This is a genomic window from Pedococcus sp. P1_H8, from assembly GCF_056405175.1.
Genome location: NZ_JBFUCP010000011.1, coordinates 41,178 through 66,136 on the forward strand (window position 1 = coordinate 41,178; position 24,959 = coordinate 66,136).

The 24,959-nt window shown below is 71.1% G+C and carries 26 protein-coding genes; 8 read left to right on the forward strand and 18 right to left on the reverse strand.

Translation table 11 applies throughout. The features are described 5' to 3' along the window. Positions 1-7: 7 nt before the first annotated feature. The 11 genes from gcl to AC1DYG_RS16105 all read right to left on the reverse strand — a co-directional run bounded on the left by gcl (position 8) and on the right by AC1DYG_RS16105 (position 12,342). Entirely contained in the window at positions 8-1,786 is a 1,779-nt protein-coding gene (gene gcl, locus AC1DYG_RS16055; RefSeq protein WP_477640874.1) for a glyoxylate carboligase, read from the reverse strand. Between the two features lie 101 nt (positions 1,787-1,887). Further along, on the reverse strand, positions 1,888-2,817 hold the full coding sequence (locus AC1DYG_RS16060) for a 2-hydroxy-3-oxopropionate reductase (protein WP_477640950.1): 930 nt from the start codon (positions 2,815-2,817) through the stop codon (positions 1,888-1,890). Next, entirely contained in the window at positions 2,814-3,623 is an 810-nt protein-coding gene (locus tag AC1DYG_RS16065; RefSeq protein ID WP_477640951.1) for a hydroxypyruvate isomerase family protein, read from the reverse strand. The genes AC1DYG_RS16060 and AC1DYG_RS16065 overlap by 4 nt, the downstream gene beginning before the upstream one ends. Positions 3,624-3,736: 113 nt before the next feature. Then, positions 3,737-5,134 (reverse strand): 8-oxoguanine deaminase, encoded by a 1,398-nt coding sequence (locus AC1DYG_RS16070; protein ID WP_477640952.1) that lies wholly within the window; start codon positions 5,132-5,134, stop codon positions 3,737-3,739. A gap of 2 nt (positions 5,135-5,136) precedes the next feature. Continuing rightward, positions 5,137-5,478: a hydroxyisourate hydrolase gene (uraH, locus tag AC1DYG_RS16075; RefSeq protein ID WP_477640875.1), complete on the reverse strand. Its 342-nt coding sequence runs from the start codon at positions 5,476-5,478 to the stop codon at positions 5,137-5,139. After that, entirely contained in the window at positions 5,478-5,972 is a 495-nt protein-coding gene (gene uraD / locus AC1DYG_RS16080) for a 2-oxo-4-hydroxy-4-carboxy-5-ureidoimidazoline decarboxylase (protein WP_477640876.1), read from the reverse strand. The genes uraH and uraD (AC1DYG_RS16080) overlap by 1 nt, the downstream gene beginning before the upstream one ends. Beyond that, positions 5,969-7,900: a 2-oxo-4-hydroxy-4-carboxy-5-ureidoimidazoline decarboxylase gene (uraD, locus tag AC1DYG_RS16085; protein ID WP_477640877.1), complete on the reverse strand. Its 1,932-nt coding sequence runs from the start codon at positions 7,898-7,900 to the stop codon at positions 5,969-5,971. Before uraD (AC1DYG_RS16085) ends, uraD (AC1DYG_RS16080) begins: the two co-directional genes overlap by 4 nt. Before the next feature lie 88 nt (positions 7,901-7,988). Then, a complete protein-coding gene (pucL, locus tag AC1DYG_RS16090; RefSeq protein ID WP_477640878.1) occupies positions 7,989-8,897 on the reverse strand; it encodes a factor-independent urate hydroxylase in 909 nt (302 codons plus the stop codon). A 273-nt stretch (positions 8,898-9,170) separates the two neighbouring features. Then, a complete protein-coding gene (locus tag AC1DYG_RS16095) occupies positions 9,171-9,713 on the reverse strand; it encodes a helix-turn-helix domain-containing protein (RefSeq protein WP_477640879.1) in 543 nt (180 codons plus the stop codon). Beyond that, positions 9,644-10,927, reverse strand: coding sequence for a DUF6986 family protein (locus AC1DYG_RS16100; RefSeq protein WP_477640880.1), 1,284 nt, complete (start codon positions 10,925-10,927; stop codon positions 9,644-9,646). The genes AC1DYG_RS16095 and AC1DYG_RS16100 overlap by 70 nt, the downstream gene beginning before the upstream one ends. Further along, positions 10,924-12,342 (reverse strand): NAD-dependent malic enzyme, encoded by a 1,419-nt coding sequence (locus tag AC1DYG_RS16105; RefSeq protein WP_477640881.1) that lies wholly within the window; start codon positions 12,340-12,342, stop codon positions 10,924-10,926. Before AC1DYG_RS16105 ends, AC1DYG_RS16100 begins: the two co-directional genes overlap by 4 nt. 163 nt (positions 12,343-12,505) lie before the next feature. On the opposite strand from AC1DYG_RS16105, the gene AC1DYG_RS16110 reads away from it, so the two are divergent. The 4 genes from AC1DYG_RS16110 to AC1DYG_RS16125 all read left to right on the forward strand — a co-directional run bounded on the left by AC1DYG_RS16110 (position 12,506) and on the right by AC1DYG_RS16125 (position 15,918). Continuing rightward, complete coding sequence (locus AC1DYG_RS16110; protein ID WP_477640882.1) at positions 12,506-13,036, forward strand: NADPH-dependent FMN reductase; 531 nt, start codon at positions 12,506-12,508, stop codon at positions 13,034-13,036. A 90-nt stretch (positions 13,037-13,126) separates the two neighbouring features. After that, the gene (gene nhaA / locus AC1DYG_RS16115; RefSeq protein ID WP_477640883.1) at positions 13,127-14,467 is read left to right on the forward strand and encodes a Na+/H+ antiporter NhaA; all 1,341 of its coding nucleotides are present in this window, start codon (positions 13,127-13,129) and stop codon (positions 14,465-14,467) included. 48 nt (positions 14,468-14,515) lie between these two features. Continuing rightward, entirely contained in the window at positions 14,516-14,947 is a 432-nt protein-coding gene (locus tag AC1DYG_RS16120; protein ID WP_477640884.1) for a phage holin family protein, read from the forward strand. Between the two features lie 59 nt (positions 14,948-15,006). After that, complete coding sequence (locus AC1DYG_RS16125; protein ID WP_477640885.1) at positions 15,007-15,918, forward strand: alpha/beta fold hydrolase; 912 nt, start codon at positions 15,007-15,009, stop codon at positions 15,916-15,918. A 139-nt stretch (positions 15,919-16,057) separates the two neighbouring features. On the opposite strand, the gene AC1DYG_RS16130 is transcribed toward AC1DYG_RS16125, so the two are convergent. Genes AC1DYG_RS16130 through nth form a run of 3 tightly spaced genes read right to left on the reverse strand, consistent with a single transcriptional unit; the run spans position 16,058 to position 18,725 of the window. After that, positions 16,058-17,269, reverse strand: a complete 1,212-nt coding sequence (locus AC1DYG_RS16130; protein ID WP_477640886.1) for a MarP family serine protease — start codon at positions 17,267-17,269, stop codon at positions 16,058-16,060. Beyond that, a complete protein-coding gene (locus tag AC1DYG_RS16135; protein WP_477640887.1) occupies positions 17,269-17,961 on the reverse strand; it encodes an NUDIX hydrolase in 693 nt (230 codons plus the stop codon). Before AC1DYG_RS16135 ends, AC1DYG_RS16130 begins: the two co-directional genes overlap by 1 nt. After that, positions 17,958-18,725: an endonuclease III gene (gene nth / locus AC1DYG_RS16140; RefSeq protein WP_477640953.1), complete on the reverse strand. Its 768-nt coding sequence runs from the start codon at positions 18,723-18,725 to the stop codon at positions 17,958-17,960. Before nth ends, AC1DYG_RS16135 begins: the two co-directional genes overlap by 4 nt. 120 nt (positions 18,726-18,845) lie before the next feature. Here nth and AC1DYG_RS16145 point away from each other — a divergent pair, with 120 nt between their 5' ends. Then, positions 18,846-19,523, forward strand: a complete 678-nt coding sequence (locus tag AC1DYG_RS16145; protein WP_477619215.1) for a Crp/Fnr family transcriptional regulator — start codon at positions 18,846-18,848, stop codon at positions 19,521-19,523. Positions 19,524-19,532: 9 nt separating this feature from the next. Here AC1DYG_RS16145 and AC1DYG_RS16150 read toward each other — a convergent pair whose 3' ends face one another. From AC1DYG_RS16150 to AC1DYG_RS16165, 4 genes are read right to left on the reverse strand one after another with little or no spacing between them, the layout of a single operon-like run. Continuing rightward, the gene (locus tag AC1DYG_RS16150; RefSeq protein ID WP_477640888.1) at positions 19,533-20,372 is read right to left on the reverse strand and encodes an MBL fold metallo-hydrolase; all 840 of its coding nucleotides are present in this window, start codon (positions 20,370-20,372) and stop codon (positions 19,533-19,535) included. Beyond that, positions 20,369-21,232, reverse strand: a complete 864-nt coding sequence (locus AC1DYG_RS16155; protein ID WP_477640889.1) for an NUDIX hydrolase — start codon at positions 21,230-21,232, stop codon at positions 20,369-20,371. The genes AC1DYG_RS16150 and AC1DYG_RS16155 overlap by 4 nt, the downstream gene beginning before the upstream one ends. A gap of 6 nt (positions 21,233-21,238) precedes the next feature. After that, positions 21,239-21,715: a RidA family protein gene (locus AC1DYG_RS16160; protein WP_477640890.1), complete on the reverse strand. Its 477-nt coding sequence runs from the start codon at positions 21,713-21,715 to the stop codon at positions 21,239-21,241. After that, positions 21,712-21,867: a DUF4177 domain-containing protein gene (locus AC1DYG_RS16165; protein ID WP_477614564.1), complete on the reverse strand. Its 156-nt coding sequence runs from the start codon at positions 21,865-21,867 to the stop codon at positions 21,712-21,714. Before AC1DYG_RS16165 ends, AC1DYG_RS16160 begins: the two co-directional genes overlap by 4 nt. 63 nt (positions 21,868-21,930) lie before the next feature. On the opposite strand from AC1DYG_RS16165, the gene AC1DYG_RS16170 reads away from it, so the two are divergent. The 3 genes from AC1DYG_RS16170 to bagB are packed head-to-tail and all read left to right on the forward strand — an operon-like array spanning position 21,931 to position 24,941. Next, the gene (locus AC1DYG_RS16170; RefSeq protein ID WP_477640891.1) at positions 21,931-22,698 is read left to right on the forward strand and encodes an alpha/beta hydrolase family protein; all 768 of its coding nucleotides are present in this window, start codon (positions 21,931-21,933) and stop codon (positions 22,696-22,698) included. Between the two features lie 9 nt (positions 22,699-22,707). Next, the gene (gene bagA, locus AC1DYG_RS16175) at positions 22,708-23,712 is read left to right on the forward strand and encodes an ATPase BagA (protein ID WP_477640892.1); all 1,005 of its coding nucleotides are present in this window, start codon (positions 22,708-22,710) and stop codon (positions 23,710-23,712) included. Beyond that, positions 23,712-24,941: an ATPase BagB gene (gene bagB, locus AC1DYG_RS16180; RefSeq protein ID WP_477640893.1), complete on the forward strand. Its 1,230-nt coding sequence runs from the start codon at positions 23,712-23,714 to the stop codon at positions 24,939-24,941. Before bagA ends, bagB begins: the two co-directional genes overlap by 1 nt. Positions 24,942-24,959 lie beyond the last annotated feature (18 nt).

Genomic DNA, 24,959 nt, shown 5'->3' on the forward strand with positions numbered 1-24,959 from the left:
GACAGCCCTAGTCCAGGTTGGCGAAGAGCGCTGTCGGGGCGTCGGCGCCGCCGGCGGCCAGCTCCTCGAACTCTGTCACGCTGTCGATGGACAGGCCCATCGAGACGTTGGTGACGCGCTCGAGGATGACCTCGACGACGACCGGCACGCGGTACTCCTGCGCCATTGCCTTGGCCTTCTCCAGGGCAGGGTGGATCTCCTCGGGGTCGAAGACGCGAATCGCCTTGCAGCCCAGCCCTTCGACGACCTTGACGTGGTCGACACCGTAGCTGCCGACCTCGGGGCTGTTGATGTTGTCGAAGGACAGCTGGACGCAGTAGTCCATGTCGAACCCGCGCTGCGACTGCCGGATCAGGCCGAGGTAGGCGTTGTTCACCAGGACGTGGATGTAGGGGATGTTGAACTGCGCCCCGACCGCCAGCTCCTCGATCATGAACTGGAAGTCGTAGTCACCGGACAGGGCGACCACGGTCTCGTCGGGAACCGCGGTGGCGACACCGAGTGCCGCCGGGACGGTCCAGCCGAGAGGTCCCGCCTGCCCCGCGTTGACCCAGTGCCGGTCCTTGTAGACGTGCAGCAGCTGGGCGGCCTGGATCTGGGACAGGCCGATGGTCGAGACGTAGCGGACGTCCTTGCCGAAGGCGCGGTTCATCTCCTGGTAGACGCGCTGCGGCTTGACCGGGGTGACGTCGAAGTTGGTCTTGCGCCACATGGTCGACTTGCGGTCGCGACAGGACTGAGCCCACACGGAGCGGTCGGCGAGACGCCCGGCCTCGCGACGCTCGCGGGCCACCTCGACGAACAGCTGCAGGGCCGCCTTGGCGTCGGAGACGATGCCGTAGTCCGGGGCGAAGACGCGCCCGATCTGGGTCGGCTCGATGTCGACGTGCACGAACTTCCGCCCCTTGGTGTAGGTCTCGACGTCACCGGTGTGGCGGTTGGCCCAGCGGTTGCCGATGCCCAGGACGAAGTCCGACTCGAGCATGGTGGCGTTGCCGTAGCGGTGGCTGGTCTGGAGGCCGACCATCCCGGCGTTCAGCTCGTGGTCGTCGGGGATGGTGCCCCAGCCCATCAGCGTCGGGATGACCGGGATACCGGTCAGCTCGGCGAGCTCGACCAGCAGGTCGGCCGCGTCGGCGTTGATGATGCCGCCACCCGCGACGATCAGCGGTCGCTCGCTGGCGGCCAGCATGTCCAGGGCCTTCTCGACCTGGGGGCGCGTCGCGGCCGGCTTGTAGGCCGCCAGTGGCTCATAGGTCTCCACATCGAACTCGATCTCGGCCATCTGGACGTCGATCGGCAGGTCGATCAGGACCGGACCCGGTCGTCCTGAGCGCATCAGGTGGAAGGCCTGCTGGAAGGTGCCCGGCACCTGGGCCGGCTCCAGGACGGTGACCGCCATCTTGGTCAGCGGCTTGGCGATCGAGGCGATGTCGACGGCCTGGAAGTCCTCCTTGTGCAGCTTGGCGACCGGCGCCTGGCCGGTGATGCACAGGATCGGGATCGAGTCGGCGCTGGCCGAGTAGAGCCCGGTGATCATGTCGGTGCCGGCCGGGCCGCTCGTGCCGACGCAGACGCCGATGTTGCCGGCCTTGGCCCGGGTGTAGCCCTCGGCCATGTGCGAGGCGCCCTCGACATGGCGGGCCAGGGTGTGGTGCAGGCCGCCGTTGGTCTTCATCGCCTTGTAGAAGGGGTTGATCGCCGCTCCGGGCAGGCCGAAGACGTGGGTCACCCCTTCCTTCTTGAGGATCTCGACGGCCGCTTGGGCCGCTGTCATGCGTGCCATGGTGGTGCTCCTGGTCTGTGTCCCCCGTTCGATGTAAACGCGCCGGTGTTCTCCGGCGGGTTTACCTCGAAGGGGAGGGCGGGAAGGGAAGAAGAGGGAGGTCAGGGGGTCTGACCGGAGAGTCGCTGGACGCCGCGCAGCAGGCCCGAGTGGTCGAGGCCGCCGTCGCCGTTCGCGCGGGCGGAGGCCATCAGCTGGGCAATCAGGGCACCGAGGGGTACGACCACGCCGGCCTCCCGTGCCGCCGACGTGACGATTCCCATGTCCTTGTGGTGCAGGTCGATCCGGAACCCCGGCTCGAAGGACTTCTTCGTCATGTTGTCGCGCTTCTGGTCGAGCACCTTGGAGCCGGCGAGGCCGCCACCGAGCACGTCGAGGGCGGGGCCGAGGTCGACGCCGTAGGCCTCGAGGAAGACCACCGCCTCGGCCAGGGCCTGGATGTTGGCGGCCACGATGAGCTGGTTGGCGGCCTTCACCGTCTGCCCCGCGCCATTGCCGCCCACGTGGACGATGGTCTTGCCGACCGCGTCGAGCAGCGGCTTGGCCTCGGCGAAGTCAGCCTCCGCGCCGCCGACCATGATTGAGAGCGCGGCGTTCTTGGCGCCGGCCTCGCCACCGGAGACCGGGGCGTCGAGGAGCCGGAAGCCCTTGTCCTGCGCAGCCTTGGCGAGCTCGACCGTCACATCGGGGCGGATGCTGGAGAAGTCGATGACCAGCGTGCCCTCCTTGGCGTTGGCGAAGACACCGTCCTCACCCAGCAGCACGTCCTGCACGTCGGGGCTGTCGGGCACCATGACCGCGACCACCTGGGCGTCACGGACCGCGTCCGCGACCGACGTCGCGGCAGTGCCGCCCGCGTCGACCAGGGGCTTGGTCTTGTCGGGGTGCAGGTTGTAGCCGACGACGTCGTGGCCGGCGTTCTGCAGGTGGACGGCCATGGGGCTGCCCATGATGCCGAGTCCGATGAAGGCAATGGTGGTCATGTCGTGCTCCTTGGTGGTCGAGCGGCTGTCGGTCGGGTCAGGGGTCAGGCGCCGCGGCGGTCGCGCGGCAGCCAGCCGAAGCTCTCGGGCGTGGTTGCGGTGGTGGGCTTGTACTCGAGGCCGACCCACCCGGCATACCCGCTCGCGGCGAGAGCGCCGAGGTGGCGCTGCAGGTCGAGGTCACCCGAGCCGGGCTCGCCGCGCCCCGGCGCGTCCGCGATCTGCACGTGCGCAGTGCGACTGGCGTATGCCGCGATGGCGGCCTCGAGGTCGTCGCCGTTGGCAGCCAGGTGGTAGAGGTCGAGCAGGAAGCCGACATTGCTCGCCCCGGTCGCGCGCACGTCGTCGACGACCGCGACGGCATCCGCCGCGGTGCGCAGCGGGTAGGGCTTCGGCCCGCTGACCGACTCGACCAGGACGGTCGCCCCGATGCGGTCCGCGGCCTTCGCTGCGAAGGCGACCGACTCACGCCCGAGCTCGTCCTGCTCCTGGGCCGACACGCCCTCGACGCGGTTGCCGAAGAGGGCGTTGAAGGCGGCGACTTCGAGCCGCTCGCCGATGCCGACCGTGACATCGACGTTGTCGCGGAACTGCTGCACGCGATCGGGGATCGAGAGCACCCCGCAGTCGGGACCTGCCAGGTCGCCGGCGAAGAAGTTGAGGCCCACCAACCGCACCCCGGCGTCCTGGACGGCACCGACGAAGGCGTCGACGTCGCGGTCCGCGGGCACCGGCTGGTCAGGCCAGGGCCACCAGAACTCGACGGCGTCGAAGCCCGCGGCCTTCGCGGCGGCGGGCCGGTCGAGGAGCGGCAGCTCGGTGAACAGGATCGAGCAGTTCACCTCGTAGCGCAGTCCGTGGTCCGTCACGATAATCTCCTTGTTTCCGTATTGTGGAAGTCTTTTTCCAACTAGTGAGAGAGTAGGCGTCATCCCGCCGAGGCGTCAAGACCGCGGGAGCCGCCGTCTCAGCCGGTGGCGGAGATATATCCGGCGGAGGCGCGGTGTCGGGCCAGCAACCGCTCACCCGCCGAGACCGCCTGTGCCGCAAGGGATTCCTCGTCCGCGGTGACGAGGCGGTCGCCCGACACGACGGGATCGCCGCCGACGAGGAGCAGCTCCAGCGGGGGCTGCGAGCCGAGCACGAGGGCAGCCACCGGGTCGACGACACCGGCATGGCCCAGGCCGTCGAGCCGCCAGAGCGCGATGTCGGCCTGCTTGCCGACCTCCAGGGAGCCGATCTGGTCGTCCCAGCCGAGCACCCGTGCGCCGCCGATCGTGGCGAGCTCCAGTGCGTCGCGAACGCCCAGCGCCTCCGGGCCTCCTCGGGCACGGGCAAAGAGCAGCGCGTGCCGCGCCTCCTCGACGAGCGAGGACGCCTCGTTCGACGCCGCCCCGTCCACCCCGAGCCCGACCGGCACGCCCGCGGCGCGGAGGTCACGGGTGCGGGCAATGCCGGCACCCAGCCGGGCGTTGGACGAGGGGCAGTGGGCGACACCGGTGCCGGACGCCGCCAGCGCGCCGATCGCGTCGTCGGCGAAGTGGATGCCGTGCGCGAGCCACACGTCGTCACCGAGCCAGCCGAGCGACTCCAGGTAGCCCAACGGAGTCAGCCCGAAATGCTCTGCGCAGTAACGCTCTTCGTCGACCGTCTCGGCCAGGTGGGTGTGCAGCCGCACTCCGCGGTCGCGGGCCAGCGAGGCCGACTCGCGCAGCAGGTCAGCAGTCACCGAGAAGGGCGAGCAGGGCGCAACCCCGATGCGCAGCATCGAGTCGGGCGACGGGTCGTGGTGCGCGTCGACGGCAGCAGCCGTCGCGGCGAGGATCGTGTCGAGGTCCTCCACGACGTGGTCGGGCGGCAGCCCACCCTGACTCTGGCCTAGGTCCATGGAGCCGCGGGTCGCGAGGAACCGCAAGCCGATTCGCCGCGCCGCATCGATCTCGGCACCCAGGACGTCGCCACCGTAGCGGGGGAACACGTAGTGGTGGTCCATGGAGGTCGTGCAGCCCGTGCGCGCGAGCCACCCGAGCCCGGCCGCGGCGGCAGCGCCCACGACGTCCTCGTCGATGCCACCCCAGACGGGGTAGAGCGCGGTCAGCCAGCCGAACAGCGTGGCGTCGACCGCCAGGCCCCGAGTGGCCCACTGGTAGAGGTGGTGGTGGGTGTTGACGAGGCCGGGCGTGGCCAGGCAGCCGGTGGCGTCGACCACATCGGCGGCACTCCCGTCGTCGACCCAGCGGCCCGGTCCGACGGCAACGATGCGTGAACCCTCGACGACCACGTGGCCGACGGCGTGCTCGGCCCGCGACGGGTCCATCGTCACCACCGTGCAACCGTCCAGGACCCTTCGCGAGACGGCCGTCATGGTCACGACCCCCGGTATGTGGAGTAGCCGAACGGGTTGAGCAGGACCGGCACGTGGTAGTGCTGGTCGGTGTCGGCGATGGTGAACACCACCACCACCTCCGGGTAGAACGCCTCGACGCCGCGCCCCGCGAAGTAGCCACCCGAGGCAAAGCGGAGCCGGTAGTCGCCCGCCTCCAGCCGCTCCGGACCGATGCTGCCGACCCGGCCGTCGCCATCGGTGATGCCGTCGCCGATCACCTCGTCCGAAAGCCCAGCCCTGTCAACGGTTTCCAGCACCACCGTGATGCCTGCCGCCGGCTTGCCGAGGCTCGTGTCGAGGACGTGCGTGCTGAGGGTTCCCATCAGGAGGCCACCTGTCGAAGTCGGAGCAGCGCTATCTCGCGCAGCTGGGTCACGGTCTCTTTGCGCTCGGTCTCGTCGTCGTTGCCGAGCCGCCGGTCGAGCTCGGAGAGGATCTCCGGAGCCGAGCGCCCCGCGGCCCGGATGAGGAACACCCGGTCGAAACGCGCCTCGTATGCCGCGTTGCCGTCGGCGAGCGCCCTCGCCACCTCGGCGTCGGCCGGGTCCACCCCGGACTGCTCTCGCGCACTGGCGGCCGCGTTGTGGTGCGGGCTCGCAGCACGTTCCCCGATCCGCGGGTGGCCGGCCAGCGCCGCCTCCAGCTCCTCGTCGTCGAGGTGCTGGGCGGCGGCGCCGGCGGTGGCCTCGAGGTCCGGCCACGCGGCATACGGGCGCCCGTCGCGGACGGCGGCCACCCACCGCGGCACCGGGAGGCACGCAGTCAGCTGCTCCTCCAGGGCCGGCTCGGGCAGCGCGTTGAGGTCCTCGAGGGTCATCGACCCTCCACGAACCGCGTGCGGGCGGAGTGGATCGGGTTGGCGTCGGCCACGAGGTCATCAAACCGGTAGCCGGCGATCTTGGCGATCTCGACGAGAGCCGAGGCGTGCTCCTGTGCCTGGGAGTTGTTGATCCGTTCCCAGCCGGTCCGCACCACCTGGTCGAAGGAGTCGCGGTCGCGCACACACGTCACCAGGGGGAACCCGAACCGGTCGCGGTACTGCGAGGTGAGCTCGGCCAGCTCGCCGTGGCCCTTCTCGTCGAGCCGGGTGAGCCCGAGCGAGGACTGGTCGCGCAGCGAGTCCGGCCCCTCGTCTCCCTCGGCCACGCTGTCGGCACCGAGGTCGGGGTAGGAGTCGATCAGCTGGCGCTGCTCGTCCTCGGTGGCCGAGAAGAGCGCCTCCTGGAACGCGCGACGCAGGTCGCTCGTGTCGCTGAACGGCCGAGAGTCGAAGGCGCGCTCGACCACCCAGCGGGGCCCCTGGAAGAGGCTGCCGAAGGTGTCGGCGAAGTCCTCGCGCGACATCTGGTTGACCTCGCTGAGTCGCACGAGGGAGCCCGGCGCTCCCGCAACGGCCGGACCCCGGCTCGTGCCGACATGGTGGAAGAGGAAGTTGAGGACGATGGCGGTGATCGAGCCCAGGGTGATGCCCGAGCCGAGGATGATCTGGGCCCAGTCGGGGACGGCCTTGGCGACGTCGGGCTGGGCGGTGACGTACATCGCGAGACCGACTGCGGTGGCGACGATGACGACGTTGCGGTGGTCGTGGAAGTCCACCCGCGACAGGGTCTGGAACCCGACGACCGCGACGGTCGCGAACATCGCCAGCGCGGCACCACCGAGCACCGGGTGCGGGATGCCCGCGACGACGGCTCCGGCCTTGGGGATCAAGCCGATGATCACCATGATCAGCCCGGCCGTGGCCACCACGTAGCGGCTCTTGACCCGGGTCAGTCGCACGAGGCCGACGTTCTCGGCGAAGCAGGTGTAGGGGAAGGAGTTGAAGACGCCACCGATCGTCGTGGCCAGGCCATCGGCGCGCAGGGCACGGGCGATGTCCTCCTTGCCGACGCGCTTCTCGACGATCTCGCCGGTGGCGAACACGTCACCCGTGGTCTCGACGGCCGTGATGAGCATGACGACGATCATCGAGATGATCGCGGCCACGGAGAACCTCGGCCACCCGAAGTGGAACGGCGTCGTGACACCGATCCAGCCCGAGCCTGAGACCGAGTCGAAGTGTGCGTCGCCGAGGATCCACGCGATGAGGGTGCCGACGACCAGCCCGATGAGGACGGCGACGGTGGCCATGAAGCCCTTGAAGATCCGCTGGATCGCGACGATGAGGGCGAGGGTCCCGAGGGCGTAGGCGAGGTTGCGCCCGCTCGTCGGGTCGAGGCTCGGGCCGGCACCACCGGCAGCGTCCGCGGCGGCGACCGGCAGCAGCGCCAGGCCGATGATCGTGATGACCGACCCGGTGACGACCGGGGGGAAGTAGCGGATCAGCTGGCTGAAGTAGGGCGCGACGAGGAAGGTGAAGAGTCCCGCCACGATCACCGCCCCGTAGATCACGAGCAGCCCGTCGGTGCCGCCGCCGGCGGCCATGCCGATGGCGATCATCGGGGAGACTGCGGTGAACGTGACCCCTTGCAGGAGAGGCAGTTTCACGCCGACCTTCCAGAACCCGATCGACTGGATGATCGAGGCGATGCCGCACGTGAAGAGGTCTGCGTTGATGAGGTGGATGAGCTCCTGGGTCGACAGCCCGATGGCGGAGGCCAGGAGGATCGGCACGATCACCGCGCCGGCGTAGAACGCCAGCACGTGCTGGAAGCCGTAGATCGCCAGCTTCGGGATGGGCAGGACCTCGTCGACCGGGTGTCGGGAGGCGCGCTTGGACTGGGGTGTTGCGGTGGCTGTGCTCATGACAGGCACCTTTCGGGAGGCTCCGCGAGGAGGGGGTGCAGGAGGAGGGCGTGCAGGTGGAGGGGTGGTCCGGTGGCGCGGTGGCGCGTCAGCAGAAGCCGGGCACGGTGAGCCAGGCGTCGCCGGCGTCCGAGCCGTTCTCGCGCTGGACGGTGGCCTCGATCAGCCCGTAGGGCCGGTCGGCGGCGATGAAGACCTCACCCGGGTTGTCCAGCCCGAACGGGGCGAGGTCGACCAGGAAGTGGTGCCTGTTGGGGGCCGAGAACTTGATCTCCGCGACGTCGGGATGGGCGGCCAACACGGCCGAGCCCATCGCATAGAGGCTCTCCTGCAGCGCGCGGCTGTAGGTCGTCGCGAACGTCTCGAGGAGCAGCGACCGCACGTCGTCGAACGACTTGTTCCAGTCCACGCCCTCGGTGGTCTCGTAGCGCCAGCGCGCCACGAGCGAGGTCGCGAGGATCCGGTCGTCGGTCTCCTTCAGCGTCGTGTACTCGTCCTTGAGGTAGCCCTTGAACTCCGAGCCGGTGGACTTGAGGACCACGAGGTCCTTCACCCCTGACACCACCCAGGCGCGCGGCTCGTCGCCGCTGCGGTCGCGGGTGACGACGGTGGTGCGTACCTCACCGCCGCGCTTCACGAACGCGTGGTCGTGGCCGGTGCCGCCGACCTCGATGCGGTCCCAGGCGTACTCCTCGACCTCGATCCTGCTGGCGGTGGCGGCCGGGGTCACGTCGAGGAAGCGCTGTCCGAGGGTGAGGGCGTAGTCCTCCGGGGAGGTGACACCGTGCTCCTTGGCGAACGCGAAGGCGGTGTTCTTCTGGGTGTCGGTGGGCAGGACGTTGGCCTGGTCACCGGTGGTGTGCGCCTCGGTGAAGTCGCCGCGGAGGGCGGTCGACACGTTGAGGTCGCGGATCTCGTGGCGGGCGGTGTCGCGGTAGACGCGGACGACGCGGTTCTCCGCCTTGCCGTACTGGTTGGGTCCGAGGACGAAGCTCATGGTGCTCCTTGCGGTGCCCGTCGACCCGGGGCGGGTCGGCAGTGGGTGGCGCGGTGGCTTCCTGAACTTCCGAAGATCTTCCGGATGGTGGAAACCCGATTACGAATGATGGAACGATAAGCGTGGGGCTGTGACGGAGTCAACACTTTGTTGAAAAGTTTCGAGGGTCCGTGCGACGAGCGGTCGCCGAGATCCCAGCTCTCGGCCTTCCGAGGCCGCTGGAAGCCCGAGAGCTGGGATCTCGCGGCACCAAGGACGAGCGGGTATGCCGCGTCAGCCGGCCGGCTCGGCGGCGGACTCGCGGATCCGGTTGAGGTAGTTGTAGACCGTGAAGCGCGTCAGGCCCAGGGCCTCGGCGACCGTCTCCGCGCTGCGGCGCATCTCGAAGGCCCCACGCTCCTCCAGCAGCCGCACCGCATGCTGCTTCTCGGCGCGCGGCAGGGTCGCGAGCGAGCCACCGAGCTCGCGCTCGACGTCGGCGATGAGCCGCGACAGCCCGTCGGTGAAGTCGGTCGCCCCGGCCCCGGTCCCGGTCGTGACCCCAGCCCCGGCCCCGACCGCGGATGCGGTCACCGCGTCGACGTCGCCCAGGGTCAGGGTCACCCGGGTGGCACCGTGGGACAGCGCCTCCTTGAGCGCGGTCGCAACGGCGTCGACGACCACCTCGGCGTCACCCTCGACGGACGTGCCGAGCGGGCCCAGGTCGGGTGACAACCCGGCATACCGGAGCGCGTCCGCGGACGCGGTCACGTGGGCAGGCAGCTGGTCGTCCTCGCCATGGAACGGTTCGGTCGTGAACTCCACCCGCACGCGCATGCGGCCAACCTACCCGCGGCGCGGCCCACGCTCGGGGCCCGTCGTACAAAACGGCCGTTGCGACGCAACACGGGGGTTGCAAGTCCCGTGKCGGGCTCGTCCATGACACCCGAATCCACTTGTCCCACATAGTTCTTGAGCCGTTGACCGGCAGCTGGGAGACCTTCGCGGTAGAAGGCGTAGGTCGCGAGGTAGCGGCTCGGGAGCTGGGCGGGGTGCAGGTCCCAGCCCTGGTAGTAGCCACGCTCCAGGGAGCGTCGCACTAGCCGCCCGTGCAGCCGCCAGCCAGCCAGCACGTCGTCATGACTGCCCACGGGGAGCACGTTGGTCGAGCCGTCGGACAGGTGCACGCCCGTCCCGGCTGCGGCGACCTGCATGACCGCCTTGGCGTGGTCGGCGGCCGGGTGCTCCATCGACTGGTAGGCGGCGGCGATGCCGCAGGACGCCGAGTAGTCGTAGGTGCCGTAGTGCAGGGAGGTGCAGCGCCCGGCCGACGCATGAACCATCCGGGCGACGAGGGCGGTGCCGTCGGGCCCGCAGATCGCCTGCGGCGTCTCGACCTGGATCTCGAACCGGATCGCGCCGTCAGCCAGCCCGACGCCCGCCTCGACCTGCTGGCACGCCACCACCATCGCCGACACCTGGTCCACGGACGTCACCTTGGGGAAGGTCACGACGAACCCGTCGGGCAGCCGACCGTCACGGGTCACCGCCTCGACGAACCGCGCGAACGTGCGCAGCCCGCGCTGCCGCGTCGGCGCCTCGAAGCTCTTGAACCGGATGCCGCTGAAGGCGGTCGCCTCGCCCGTGTCGACAGACCGCAGGAGGGTGGCAGCCGCTGCGTCGACAGCGGCGTCCTCCTCGTCGTCCGGGCGGGCGCCGTAGCCGTCCTCGAAGTCGATCCGCAGGTCCTCGATGGCCTCGCGCCCGAGCTTGTCGCGCACGCGGGTGTGGAGGTCGGCCGCGAGCTCCACCGGGAGCCCGAACGCGTCGGCCGTCCCCTCCGCGCCGCCGCCGTGCTCATCCAGCGCGGCGATCGCCTCGGCCTGCCACCGCGCGACGAGCTTGCTGTCATAGCGATCGGCCGGCACGTAGACGGTGTGCACCGGCTGGCGCACCGGCCGCTCGCCGGGGAAGCGCGCGGCGAGCTCGGCATCCGCATCGCGCAGGTGCTCGTCGAGGGCGGCGCCGAGGGCGCCCAGGTCCACGGTCATCGAGTAGCGCCCCCCGTCATGGTGGCGTGCCGAGTGGTGCCCGCAGCATTCCGCACCGCTGCCGCCACCGCGGGAGCGACGTCGGCGTCGAAGACACTCGGCACGATGTAGCTGGCATTGAGCTCGTCGGGGTGGACGCAGTCGGCGATGGCCGAGGCCGCCGCGATCATCATCTCGTCGGTGATCTCGCGGGCGCCGGCGTCGAGCAGGCCCCGGAAGAACCCGGGAAAGGCCAGCACGTTGTTGATCTGGTTGGCGTAGTCGGAGCGTCCCGTGGCGACGACGGCGGCGTGGTGGCTCGCCGCCACCGGGTCGACCTCGGGGTCCGGGTTGGCCATCGCGAAGACGATGGCGCCCGGCGCCATCGCCGCGATGTCGTCGCCATCGAGCAGGTTCGGCGCGGACACACCGATGAAGACGTCCGCCCCGCGCAGCACCTCCTTGAGGGTCCCCGTGGTGCGAGAAGGGTTGGTGTTGCGGGCGATCCAGCCCCGGAACTCGTCGGCGTGCTCGGCTCCGGGGTCAAGGGCTCCCCGGCGGTCGCAGCCGATGATGTCGGTGGCGCCCTGCGCGTCGAGCAGCCGGACGATGGCGTGGCCGGCAGCGCCCACCCCGGAGACCACGATCCGCACGTCCTCGAGCTCCTTGCCGACCACGCGCAAGGCATTGCGCAGGGCGGCGAGGGTGACGATCGCGGTGCCGTGCTGGTCGTCGTGGAAGACGGGGATGTCGAGCTCGTCGCGCAGCCGCCGCTCGATCTCGAAGCACCGCGGAGCCGAGATGTCCTCGAGGTTGACGCCGCCGTAGACGGGGGCGATCGCCTTGACGATCATGATGATCTCTTCGACGTCCTGGGTGTCGAGGCAGACGGGCCAGGCATCGACCCCGGCGAACTGCTTGAACAGGGCGGCCTTGCCCTCCATCACCGGCAGCGCCGCAGCGGGCCCGATGTTGCCGAGGCCCAGGACCGCGGAGCCGTCCGTCACGACGGCGACCGTGTTGCGCTTGATGGTGAGGCGTCGGGCGTCCTCGGGGTTCTCCGCGATCGCGAGGCAGACGCGGGCCACTCCGGGCGTGTAGGCCCGGGAGAGGTCGTCGCGGTGCTTGAGCGGCACCTTGGGCACGACCTCGAGCTTGCCGCCGAGGTGGAGCAGGAAGGTGCGGTCGCTGACCTTGCGGACCGTCACGCCGGACACGGCGGCGATCTCCGCGGTGATCCGGTCCGCGTGGTCGGCGTCGGAGGCGTTGCACGTCATGTCGACGACCAGCTTGTCACCGCGCGACTCGACCACGTCGAGGGCGGTCAGGGCCCCGCCGGCCGAGGCCACCGCGGCGGCGAGGACGCCGGTGGTGTCGATCGCTGCGGGCGCCTCGGCACGCACGGTGATGGAGTACCCGGGGCTCGGAGCGGGCATACCAGTTCCCTTCGCCAATATTTCGCATCATGGAAGTTAACTTCTGATTTGCGGAATCCTACCGAGCGCCCGCCGGACTGACAAGGTCGCGGGCGAGGTCACTCGCGAGGTCACTGGCGGGAGCCCCGGCCGGCCAGCGGCACTCCCCTGACAGACTGCCCGCATGCCGCGCCTGTCCGTCGTGATTGCCAGCACCCGCCCGCACCGGATCGGCCACCTCGTCGCGCAGTGGGCGCTCGACGCGGTCCCGGAGGGTTTCGAGGTCACCGTGCACGACCTGCGCGAGCTGGGCCTGCCGTTCCTCGACGAGCCGGGCCAGCCCGCCGACGGCAACTACGCCCACGAGCACACCCGGAAGTGGTCCGCGGCGATGCAGGCGACGGACGCGCTCGTCCTCGTCATGCCCGAGTACAACCGCGGCTACAACGCGGCGCTCAAGAACGCGATCGACTTCCTCTACGCCGAGTGGGAGGGCCTGCCCGTCGGGTGCGTCGGCTACGGCTGGCACGGCGCGAGCTATGCGAAGTCGGCCCTGCGGCAGACACTCGAGCGGGTCAAGATGACGGTCGTGGACGGGCCCGGGCTGGCGTTCGGCCAGACGCTCACCCAGGAGGGCGAGGTGCAGGCGGGCGAGGCGGACCAGCTGGCCTTGGCCACGATGTTCGCCCGGCTGCTCGCCACGGCTCGCACGTAGGATGGGTGGCAGGAGCAACTGGTGTGCCGGGAAGTCTGGTCGGCGGCGTCTGCGGACGTCTGACCCGACGTCGACCCCGGAAGGCCCCCGGTGAGCCTCAACCCCCTACGCCCCCGCCTCTTCGCCCGCACGACCTGGCAGGAGGCCCAACGCGTCAGCAGCGCGCTGCGCACCGAGACCGTCGGCGGTGCCCTGCTGCTGGCCGCCGCGATCGCCGCGCTGGCCTGGGCCAACTCGCCGTGGTTCGAGTCCTACGCCTCGCTGCGTGACTGGCAGGCGGGGCCCGGGGCCTGGCACCTGCACCTCAGACTCGGGCAGTGGGCCGCCGACGGCCTGCTCGCCGTGTTCTTCTTCGTGGCCGGCCTCGAGCTCAAGCGCGAGTTCCTCGTCGGCGAGCTCCGCACCCCCGCCAGGGCGGCGCTGCCGGTCGCGGCGGCCCTGTGCGGGGTCGCCCTCCCCGCGATCGTGTATGCCGTGACCGTCACCTTCCTGGGCGCCGAAGGGGACGCGCTCCGGGGCTGGGCGATCCCGACGGCGACGGACATCGCCTTCGCCCTCGCGGTGCTCGCGGTGATCGGGACCCACCTGCCCTCGGCGCTGCGCAGCTTCCTGCTGACGCTGGCCGTCGTGGACGACCTCGTGGCGATCACGATCATCGCGGTCTTCTACACCCAGACCCTCGACCTGGCCCTGCTCGGATTGGCGCTGGTCCCCCTCGCGGCCTTCGCGTGGCTGGTGCAGCGACGGGTCGCCCGGTGGTGGCTGCTGGTGCCCCTGGCCGCCCTGACGTGGGGACTGGTGCATGCGTCGGGCGTCCACGCCACCGTTGCCGGAGTCCTGCTGGGGCTGGTCGTGCCGGTCAAGCCGCGCCATCGCGTCCCGCGGGTGAGCACCCTGGAGGCAGACGTCGACGTGGCCGAACGGTTCGAGCACCGGTTGCGACCGGTATCGGCCGGAGTGGCCGTGCCGGTCTTCGCGTTCTTCGCCGCCGGCGTGCGCGTGGTGGGAGGCGGGTTCGGCGACAGCCTCGCCGATGAGGCGGCCGTCGCAGTGGTGTTCGGACTCGTGGTGGGCAAGCTGGTGGGCGTCTTCGGCGGGACGTGGGCGTTCGCCCGGTTCACCAGGGCCGAGCTCGACGACGACCTGGCGTGGTGGGATGTCCTCGGGTTGTCATTGCTGGCCGGAATCGGCTTCACGGTCTCGCTGCTCGTCGGCGAACTGGCGTTCGGGACGGGCAGTCCCCGCGACGAGCACGTCAAGCTCGCCGTCCTGGTCGGTTCGCTCACGGCAGCGGCTCTGGCCACCGTGGTGCTGCGCGCCCGCAACCGGGTCTACCGCCGCCTCGCCGAGCTCGAGTCCCGCGACGACGACGGCAACGGCATCCCCGACTCCTTCGAGGTCTCGGATGTGGAGCCCGGAGGACGCCGTTAGGGTTGGGACGCCGGCACACCGGACTCCAGGAAGCGAAGGTGAACGCGCATGGCCACCAACCGCGTCAACGACCGGACGGGCACCCAGGCGGGCGCCGCGTCAGGCACCGAGCGGACCATCGGACAGCTCGTCGCCGACGCGACCCATGACGTCTCGACGATCGTCCGCAGCGAGATCGCCCTGGCCAAGGCCGAGATCGCCGCCGACGCCAAGAAGGCGGCCGCTGGTGCGGGGATGTTCGCGGCCGCGGCCTTCGTCGCCCTGCTCGGCCTGATCTTCCTCTTCCACACCATCGTCGCGGTGATCGACATCTGGCTCCCCGAGTGGGCCGGCTACCTCATCACGACCGGGCTGCTCTTCCTCGTCGCCGCGATCCTGGCGCTCGTCGGCCGCAACAGCATGAAGGCCATGAAGGGCAAGCCCGAGCGCGCCATCAAGAACGCGCAGGAAACCCTGACTACGCTCAAGTCCGGTTCCTGAGCCGGCACCCGCCGACCGACGCTTCGCCCACGAACACCAGCCGAACGGCATACCCAGTCATGAGTCTCGACGCCTCGATGGCCCTCATCGAGGGCCCGTGGGAGCACCGGTTCGTCGCAGCGAACGGTGCCCGCTTCCACGTTGCCGAGCAGGGCGAGGGACCTGTCGTCCTACTCCTGCACGGCTTTCCGCAGTTCTGGTGGGCGTGGCGGCACCAGATGCAGGCGCTCGCGGACGCCGGCTACCGGGCCTGCGCGATGGACCTGAGGGGTTACGGCGCGTCCGACAAACCACCGAGGGGGTACGACACGCGCACCTCGGCCACCGACGTCGCCTCGGTGCTGCGCTCGCTCGGAGCCTCGCGCGCCGTCGTCGTGGGTCACGGGTGGGGTGGCTGGATCGCCTGGAGCATGCCGACCCTCCAACCGACCGTCACCCGCGCCATCGCGTCGCTGTCGATGCCGCATCCGCTGGTGTTCCGCAAGGCGTCCTTCGCGAACCCACGCCAGCTCAAGGCCAACGCCTATCTCGGCGGCCTGCAACGGCCGTTCGTGCCGGAGCGGCAGATGACCGTCCACGGCGGCTACGTCCAGCGGCTGCTGCGCGAGTGGGCCTCCCCTGAAGGGATCTGGCCCTCGCCCGAGGAGGCGCGAACCTACGCCGACGCGATGGCCCTGCCGTTCGTGGGGCACTCGGCCGCGGAGTACTACCGCTGGGTCGTGCGCAGTCAGATCCGCCCCGACGGCTGGCGGTTCGCCGCGAGGATGCGGACCACCATCACCCTGCCCGTGCTCCAGCTGCACGGCGAGCACGACCGGGCGGTGCTGCCCGACACGTCCAGCGACTCGGCGGACTTCGTCACCGGCCCGTTCGAACGACACCTGGTGCCCGCGGCGGGCCACTTCCTGCCCGAAGAGGCGCCTGAGGTCGTCAACGACTACCTCTGCGCCTGGCTCACCACCCTCCGCTGACGGTCAGCCCGCGACGCAGACTCCCCGTCACGGGTTCGCCGACTTGTTGCCGGCAGGTCGTCATCGAGGCCCCCAAAAGACCATCCCGTGACCACCGGAGAGCAACAAGTCGCCGAGCTCGAGGGATCGACCGCCAGCCTCAGCTGGCGACGCAGGCGCCGGTGTCCACCGGGGTGGACGCGCTCGACGCAACGTCGAGGACCGGCTTGGCCTCGTCCATGGTCAGGGCATAGCCCGTGCTGGGGTCGTCCAGCGACTTGGCGAACACGACGCCGACGACCCGGCCGTCGGTCGACAACAGCGGACCGCCCGAGTTGCCCGGCCTGATCTGGGCGTAGAGCGAGTAGACCTCACGACTGGTCCCGGGACTGCCGTAGATGTCCGAACCCCGCGCGTCGACGACCTCGCGGACGCGGGCCGCGTCGAGCCGGTAGGGACCGTCGAGCGGGAAGCCCGCCACGACACCGCTGTCGCCGCGGGAGAGGTCGGGCCCCTGGCGCAGCGGTTCGGCGGGAAGGCCCGGCACGGAGAGCACGGCGAGGTCGCGCTTCGCGTCGAAGATGACGACTCGGCCGGTGTAGGACCGGCCGGTGCCGTGGATGCGCAGCGTGGCGGTCTCCATGCCGGCCACGACGTGGGCGTTGGTCACCACCCGCTCGCGGGCGACGACCCAGCCGCTGCCCTCCTGGCCGCGGTTGCAGGCAGCCGCGACACCGGTGATCTTGATGATGGAGGAGGCGGCGTCGCGCACGCCGGCGGTCTGGGCCACGGACGGGTCCGGAGGCGCGACCGGCGCGATCCGCTCACTCTCCAGGCCGTCGAAGACCCGCGGGAAACCCTCGCGGTCGAGCACCTCGCGGAATGACGCGAAGAGCCTCGACGTGCCCGGGGGCACCACGTTGTCGATCGTGCGCAGCACCCGGGACTCACCGATCGCCTTGGCGATGGGCGCCGGGGCGCCACCGCGCAGGGCGCCGGCGATGAACCACACGAGGATCGCGGCGGACAGCACGACGGCCACCGCTCCGAACGTCGCGTCGAACCACTGGGCCGGCTTGATCTTGAGCCGTGACCGCAGCGAACCGCCGATCGCCACGGCGACCGCCTGGCCGCTCGAGGCCAGGATGAACACCCCGGCGATGAGGACGACCGAACGCAGCAGCGGGGAGGACTCGAGCTCGGTCCAGTGGCCGATCGCCAACGGCAGCAGCCACATGGCGAGCGCTCCGCCGAGGAAGAAGCCGGCGAGGGACAAGACGCTGACCACCAAACCCTGTCGAAACCCGGTGAAGCCGTAGCTGATGAAGAGCAGGATCAGGAGGTAGTCCAGGACGGTGAGTCCGAGGAACATCAGGCTCGGCCTTCCGTCGCGGTCTTGGTCAGGGCGTCCTGGGACCCGCCCGGCCGGTACCGGTCTGGGAGGGGACGCTCAACGCTACGGTCCCACGGAACGGTCAAACCACCGAAATCGAGCACAGCGGACAATAGCCCCGCCGTGAATCCCCACACGAAGAGCCCGTCGAACTCGAACCCCGGCCCCCGGTAGCCACTGGGGTGCGACACCGTGAACCGGGCCGCCGGGTCGAGCAGGTCGGCCAGCGGAGCCCGCACCGCCCGGTGCACCTCGACCGGGTCGACGGCGTCGAGCGGGCCGGCCTCGCGCCACCACCCCAGCACGGGGGTGACGACGAACTGCCGCGGGCTGAGGTAGATGTCGGGGAGGGTCGCGACCACCTCGATCGTCGCCGGGTCGATCCCCACCTCTTCCTGGGTCTCGCGCAGGGCAGCCGCGGCGGCCGAGGCATCCGAGGGCTCGCGCTTGCCACCGGGGAAGGAGATGTCGCCGGGCTGGGTGCGCAGGGTGTGCGCCCGCTCCGTCAGCACAACGTCCTGGCCCTCACCCTCGGAGGGCCCGAACAGGATCATCACGCTGGAGCGCTGCCCACCCTCGGGGGGTGGCGCGAACGTCTCGAAGTAGCCCCGGTCGGCGGCCGCGATCGCGTCGCGGGCGCGGTCGATCCAGGCAGGTCGGGCCGTCGTCACGATGTGGCGACCCCCGCCGTGGGCGCCGTCGACACCGTGGGTATGCCGCGTGGCTGCGATGGCGCGCCGCCGGCGGCAGGTGCCGCCGCGGCATACGGATTGGTGGCCCCGGGGGCGAGCTCGAACTTGAGCAGCTTGTCGGCCTTGACGGGGTCGGTCTCGCCGACGCCGTAGGAGGGACACAGTCGCGCGACCGGGCAGGCGCCACAGGCGGGCTTCTTGGCGTGGCAGGTGCGGCGCCCGTGGAAGATGAGGACGTGCGACAGCATCGTCCACTCCTTGCGCGGGATCAGCGCCCCGACGGCGTGCTCGACCTTGACCGGGTCGTCCTCGGTCGTCCAGCCGAACCGGCGGACCAGCCGCCCGAAGTGGGTGTCGACGGTGATGCCCGGGATGCCGAAGGCGTTGCCCAGCACGACGTTGGCCGTCTTGCGCCCCACGCCGGGCAGCGTGACCAGGTCCTTCATCCGCGGGGGGACCTCGCCGTCGAAGCGCTCGACCAGCTCGGCGCCGAGCTTCATCACCGAGTTGGTCTTGGCCCGGAAGAAGCCCGTCGGCTTGAGCAGGGTCTCCATCGCCTCGCGGTCGGCGCCGGCGAGCGCCGCGGCGTCGGGGTAGCGCGCGAAGAGCTGGGGGGTGACCTTGTTGACCATGACGTCGGTGGTCTGGGCCGACAGGACGGTCGCCACGAGCAGCTGCAGGGGGTTCTCGAAGTCGAGCTCGCAGTGGGCGTAGGGGTAGTGCTCGTGCAGCGCCCGGTACATCCGCCGGGCACGCCGGGTGAGGGCGACGGGGGACTCTTCACGGGCGGCCGGCTCGGGGGATCCAGACACCTCCACAGACTACGGGGCGGCGCGGACATCCGACGTGGCACACTGTCGCCCGTGGATCACGACGTGGTGAAGAAGGCCCCGCTGTTCGCTGCGCTGGACGACGAGGCGTCCTCGACGCTGATGGCCTCGATGACGCAGACTCGGCTCGAGCGCGGCGACGTGCTGTTCACGGAGGGCGACCAGGGCGACCGTCTCTATGTCATCCGTGAGGGCAAGGTCAAGCTCGGTCGCCGCAGCGCCGACGGTCGCGAGAACCTCGTGGCGATCCTCGGCCCCGGCGAGATGTTCGGCGAGCTGAGCCTGTTCGACCCCGGCCCGCGCACGATGACGGCGACCGCGGTGGCCGAGACCCAGCTGCTCGGCATCGGCAACGACGACCTCAACGGCCTGCTCGAGGGTCGCCCCAGCGTCGCGAAGGTCCTGCTCGCGGCCCTGGCGAAGCGGCTGCGTCGCACCAACGAGAACCTCGCCGACCTGGTCTTCACCGACGTGCCCGGCCGCGTCGCCAAGGCGCTGCTCGACCTGTCGGCCCGCTTCGGCCGCCCCGTCGAGGAGGGGGTCCTCGTCGCCCACGACCTCACCCAGGAGGAGCTCGCCCAGCTGGTCGGCGCCTCCCGAGAGACCGTCAACAAGGCCCTCGCCGACTTCGCCACCCGCGGGTGGCTGCGCCTCGAGGCGCGGGCCGTCCTGCTGCTCGACGTCGAGCGTCTCCAGCGTCGCGCCCGGTGATTCAGGCGGCTATTCCAGCTTGAGGTAGTCCAGCTGGGCCGCCACGGACATCGCCGCCGCCGGCCAGACCTCCCGGGGCACGTCGGCATACACCCGCTCGACCACGGCCCGGACCACGTCAGGCGCCTCGCTCGCTCCGTCAGCCAGCGCCTGCCGCACCTGCTCCAGCCGTTCGGCGCGGTGGATCCGGTAGAACGCGACCATCGCCGCGGCGTCCGGCACGACCGGCCCGTGCCCGGGCAGGATCGCGGTCACCGCACCGTCGCCGGTCAGGTGCGCAATGCGCTCCAACGACGCGAGGTATGCCGCCAGCTCACCGTCGGGGTGCGCCACCACCGTGGTGCCGCGGCCGAGGACCGTGTCGCCGGTGAGGAGCGCGTGATCGGCGGGCAGGGCGAAGGACAGTGAGTCGGAGGTGTGACCCGGGGTCGCGACGACTCGTAGCTCGAGCCCGCCCACAGTGACGACGTCGCCGTCGGCCAGGTCGTCGTGCCCGCGCCCGACCGCCCGGGTCGGCGCGCCGCTGAGCTCGGCGAAGCGCCCCGCTCCCTCGGCGTGGTCGGCGTGACCATGGGTGAGGATCGTCTGGGCGACCCGGGCCCCGCGGGCGGACACCGCCTCGACGACCGCCTGCAGGTGCCCCTCGTCGAGCGGGCCGGGGTCGATGACGACCGCATCGGTGGCGCCCGGCTCGAGCAGCACCCACGTGTTGGTGCCGTCGAGAGTCATCGGGCTCGGGTTCGGGCACAGCACGCACAGGGCGCGCTCGGTGACCTGGCCGCCGTGCCAGTCGCCGACCGCCGCCGAGGGAGTCGGTGGGGTCGCTGGCCGGGCCGGGTTGGGGGTCATCGGGGGAGCTCTGCCCGCATCACCAGTCCGTCGCCGGTGTCGACCAGCTCGGGTTGCACGGGGGCGATCACGGGGCGTTCGGCGATGAACTCCCGCGCCGACGTCGCGGCGGCGACCTCCTCGACCGCGACGACGGTGGGCGGGAGCATCAGGGCCCGTCCGTCGCGCCAGGCATCGAGCAGGTCTGCCGGGCGCACCCAGTCGGCGACGTCGGCCTCGGTGGTGTCGTCGTCGGCACGCTGACCCTCGGGGACGGCCGCACTGAAGAACCGGGTGTCGTAGCGCCGCACCTCGAACTCGGGCGTGATCCAGTGGGCGCGGTAGCCGAGCAGGTCCGACCGCAGCAGCAGGTCGTGCTCGCGCAGCACCTCCGACAGCGAGGCCTCACGCTGGAGCAGTCGCTGTCGCTGCTCGTGCCAGTGCTTCCCGCTGACGTCGGCGATCACCTCGTCGGCCGTCGGACCGGCCAGCAGGACACCGCACTCCTCGAAGACCTCACGGACCGCAGCCGCCACGAGCACCCGGGCCGTCGCCTCGTCCACGTCGAGCCGGGCCGCCCATTCGGCGGGGGTCGGACCGGCCCACGGCAGACCGGGGTCGGCGTCGCGCGGGTCGACCCCGCCGCCGGGAAAGACCATCATCCGCGGGGCGAACTCCATCGTCGCCACCCGGCGCAGCATGAAGACCTCGACATCCGAGTCACCGTCCGAAGCCCCGTCGCGCACGAACATGACCGTGGCGGCGCGCTTGGGCACAACCGGGCCGTCGGGCGAGGGCGCACTCAGCCAGGAGTCCGCCCTGGCCCGCAGCGACGGGGAGTCGGCGATCGGGAACTCGCGCCTGACCAAGCGCCGGACCACCCGGGACTACTCGTCGGCGAGGGCGACGACGATCTCGACCTCGACGGGGGCGTCCAGCGGGAGCACGGCGACCCCGACGGCCGACCGGGCGTGGATGCCCGCGTCACCGAAGGCCTTGCCCATCAGCTCGCTGGCGCCGTTGATGACGCCGGGCTGACCGGTGAAGGCGGGGTCGGACGCGACGAACCCGACCAGCTTGACCACCTGGGCCACCTTGTCGAGGTCGCCGACGATGCTCTTGACCGCGGCGATGGCGTTGAGCGCGCAGATCTCCGCGAGCTTCTTCGCGTCCTCCGGCGGCACGAGGCCGTGGCCTTCGCCGACCTTGCCGGTCTGCACGAGGGCGCCGGAGACCATCGGCAGCTGCCCGGAGGTGTAGATCCGGCGTCCGTCCTGGATCGCGGGGACATAGGCGGCCACCGGCGTGGCGACCTCGGGCACGGTCAGGCCGAGCTCGGCCAGACGATCTTCGACTGCACTCATGCTCTCTCCCGCTTCAGGTAGGCGACCAGGCCGTTGCCGTCAGGACCGGTGAGGACCTGGACCAGCTCCCAGCCGTCCTCACCCCACTGGTCGAGGATCTGCTTGGTGGCGTGGACGATGAGCGGCACCGTCGCGTACTCCCATTTCTGCATGTCCCGCAGCCTATCCCCGTGATGTCCGGGCGCCGACCGGCAGGAGTGCACGAGGATGGGGGCATGGCCAACCATCGCGACCCCAGCCAGGTGCTCGACGAGGTGGCCGCTCCCCCCACGCGCACCACGGCCTACGGCGACGATCCCGCCCAGGTCTACGACGTGCGCCTGCCGGACCGCGTCACTCGGAACCTCACCGTGGTCGTCGTGCACGGCGGGTTCTGGCGTCCCGAGTACGACCGCACCCACGCCAGCCGGCAGGCCCAGGCCTTCGCCGATGCCGGCTACCCCACCGCCGCCGTCGAGTACCGCCGGCCGGGGATGCCCGGGGGCGGTTGGCCCGGCACTGCCGACGACGTCGCCGCCGCCATCACCGCCGTGCGCCGCGACCCCGATCTCGGCCACCCACCGGTGCTGGTCGGCCACTCCGCAGGGGGGCAGCTCGTGGCCTGGGCCGCCGCCCAGCCGTGGGCCCACGGCCTGCGCGGCATCGTGAGCCTCGCCGGCGTCCTCGCCCTCGGCCACGGCGCCGAGACCGGCGTGGGCGGCACCGCCATCACCGACTTCCTGGGCGGCTGGCCCACCGACTCACCGGAGGCGTATGCCGCGGCCGACCCGCTCGGGCTCGCACCCGGCATACCTGCGCTGTTGGTGCACGCCCACGACGACGACGTGGTGCCGTTCGACCAGAGCGAGCGGTATGCCGCGGCGCACCACGCGCCGAACGTGCGCCTCACGCCGGTGCCCAGTGGCGGCCACTACGGACTGATCGACCCCGAGCACCCGGCTTTCGCGCAGGTCCTCGCCGCGGTCGACCTGCTCTCCTCCTAGGCTGACGGCATGCCTGAGCCCACCCACGACCTGTCCCGGGTCCGGCTCCACGTGGTCACCGGCAAGGGCGGCACGGGCAAGACCACGGTGGCGGCCGCGCTCGCGCTGGCGCTCGCCCGCCAGGGCAAACGGGTGCTGCTGGCCGAGGTCGAGGGGCGCCAGGGGATCTCCCAGACGTTCGACGTGCCGCCGCTGGGGCACACCGAGACGCGCATCGTGACCGACCGCAGCGGCGGACAGCTGTGGGCGATCTCGGTCGACGCGAAGGACTCGCTGCGGGAGTACCTCCAGAAGTTCTACAAGGTCGGCAAGGCGATGTCGGTGCTCGACCGGTTCGGCGCCGTGGACTTCGCCACGACGATCGCGCCCGGGGTGCGCGACGTCCTGCTCATCGGCAAGGTCTACGAGGCTGCGGGTCGCCGCACCGGCAAGGGTCCGGCGGCACCGGCCTACGACGCGGTGGTGCTCGACGCTCCCCCGACCGGTCGGGTCGTCCGGTTCCTCAACGTCAACGCCGAGGTGGCCGATGTCGCCAAGGTGGGCCCGATCCGCTCGCAGGCCGACTCGATCACCCGGATGCTGAGGAGCCACACCACCGCCGTCCACGTCGTCACGCTGCTCGAGGAGATGCCGGTGCAGGAGACCGTCGACGCCCTGGCCGAGCTGCGTCGCACGGAGCTTCCGTTGGGTGCGATCGTCGTCAACCAGCTGCGCGACCCGCTGCTCTCCGACAAGGCGCTGTCGGCGGTGCGCCGGGCCCGCAACGCGAGGTTGGCCAAGGGCGTCGCGGCCGATCTCGCCACGGTCGGGGTGCGGGTCACCGACGGCATGGTCGCGGGCCTGCTCGCCGATGGCGCCAACCACGCCGACCGGATCGCCCTCGAGCGGGAGCAGGACGCGATCCTCGAGGAGGAGGGCCGGCTCACGATCCGGCTGCCCTTCCTGGCGGAGGGCACCGAGGCCGGCGGGATCACCGTGCTGGCGCAGTCGCTGGGCGAGCAGGGGATGGTCTGATGGCCCCGCGCGCCAGGGTAGGACAAGCCGCCACGAACACCGCTGCGCCTCGGAGTGCCGCACCGGGCAAGACCACCGCGCTCGACCTGGCGGCCCTGCTGACCGACCCCCGGACCAGGATCGTCGTCTGCTGTGGCGCCGGTGGAGTGGGCAAGACCACGACGGCAGCCGCCCTCGGGCTGTGGGCGGCAGAGCACGGCCGCAAGGTCGTCGTCCTCACCATCGACCCGGCCCGCCGGCTCGCCCAGTCACTCGGCCTGACCGAGCTCGACAACACGCCCCGTCCGGTGGACGGAGTCGGCACGAGCGACCAGCCGGGCGGAACGCTCGACGCGATGATGCTCGACATGAAGCGCACCTTCGACGAGGTGGTCGAGCAGCACGCCACCCCCGACAAGGCCGCCCAGATCCTCGCCAACCCCTTCTACCAGGCCGTCTCCAGCTCGTTCGCGGGCACGCAGGAGTACATGGCCATGGAGAAGCTGGGTCAGCTGCGGGCCGAGGCGGGCCGCGACGGCCGCTGGGACCTCATCATCGTGGACACGCCCCCGTCGCGGTCGGCGCTGGACTTCCTCGACGCCCCCAAGCGGCTCGGGTCGTTCCTCGACGGCCGCTTCATCCGGCTCCTGTCGGCCCCGGCCAAGGCGGGCGGACGCGCCGGGTTCAAGGTGTTCAGCGTCGGGGTCAACGTCGTCACCAACACCCTGTCCAAGGTGCTCGGTGGCCAGCTGCTGCAGGACGTGCAGACCTTCGTGGCCGCCCTCGACACGATGTTCGGTGGCTTCCGCGAGCGGGCCGACCAGACCTACGCCCTGCTCAAGGACTCCGAGACGGCCTTCGTCGTGGTCGCCGCGCCCGAGCGCGACGCGCTGCGGGAGGCGTCGTTCTTCGCCGGCCGCCTCGACGAGGAGGGTATGCCGCTCGCCGGCCTGGTCGTGAACCGGATCCAGCGCGTGGCCGCGCCTTCCCTGACGGCCGCCCGAGCCCTGGCCGCGGCGGAGCAGCTCGCCGATGCCGACGACCCGTCCCCCACGGCGGCGACGGCCGAAGGCCTGCTCCGCCTGCACGCGTCCCTGGCCGAGACGGCGGCGCGGCAGGAACGGCTGGCCGCCCGGTTCACGGCCGGACACCCCGGCATACCCGTCGTCGAGGTCCCGGCGTCAGCGCAGGACATCCACGACCTCGACGGCCTGCGCGAGATCGCCACCGCCCTGACCGCCTCCCCCTAGCCCTTTTATCGGGTTTAG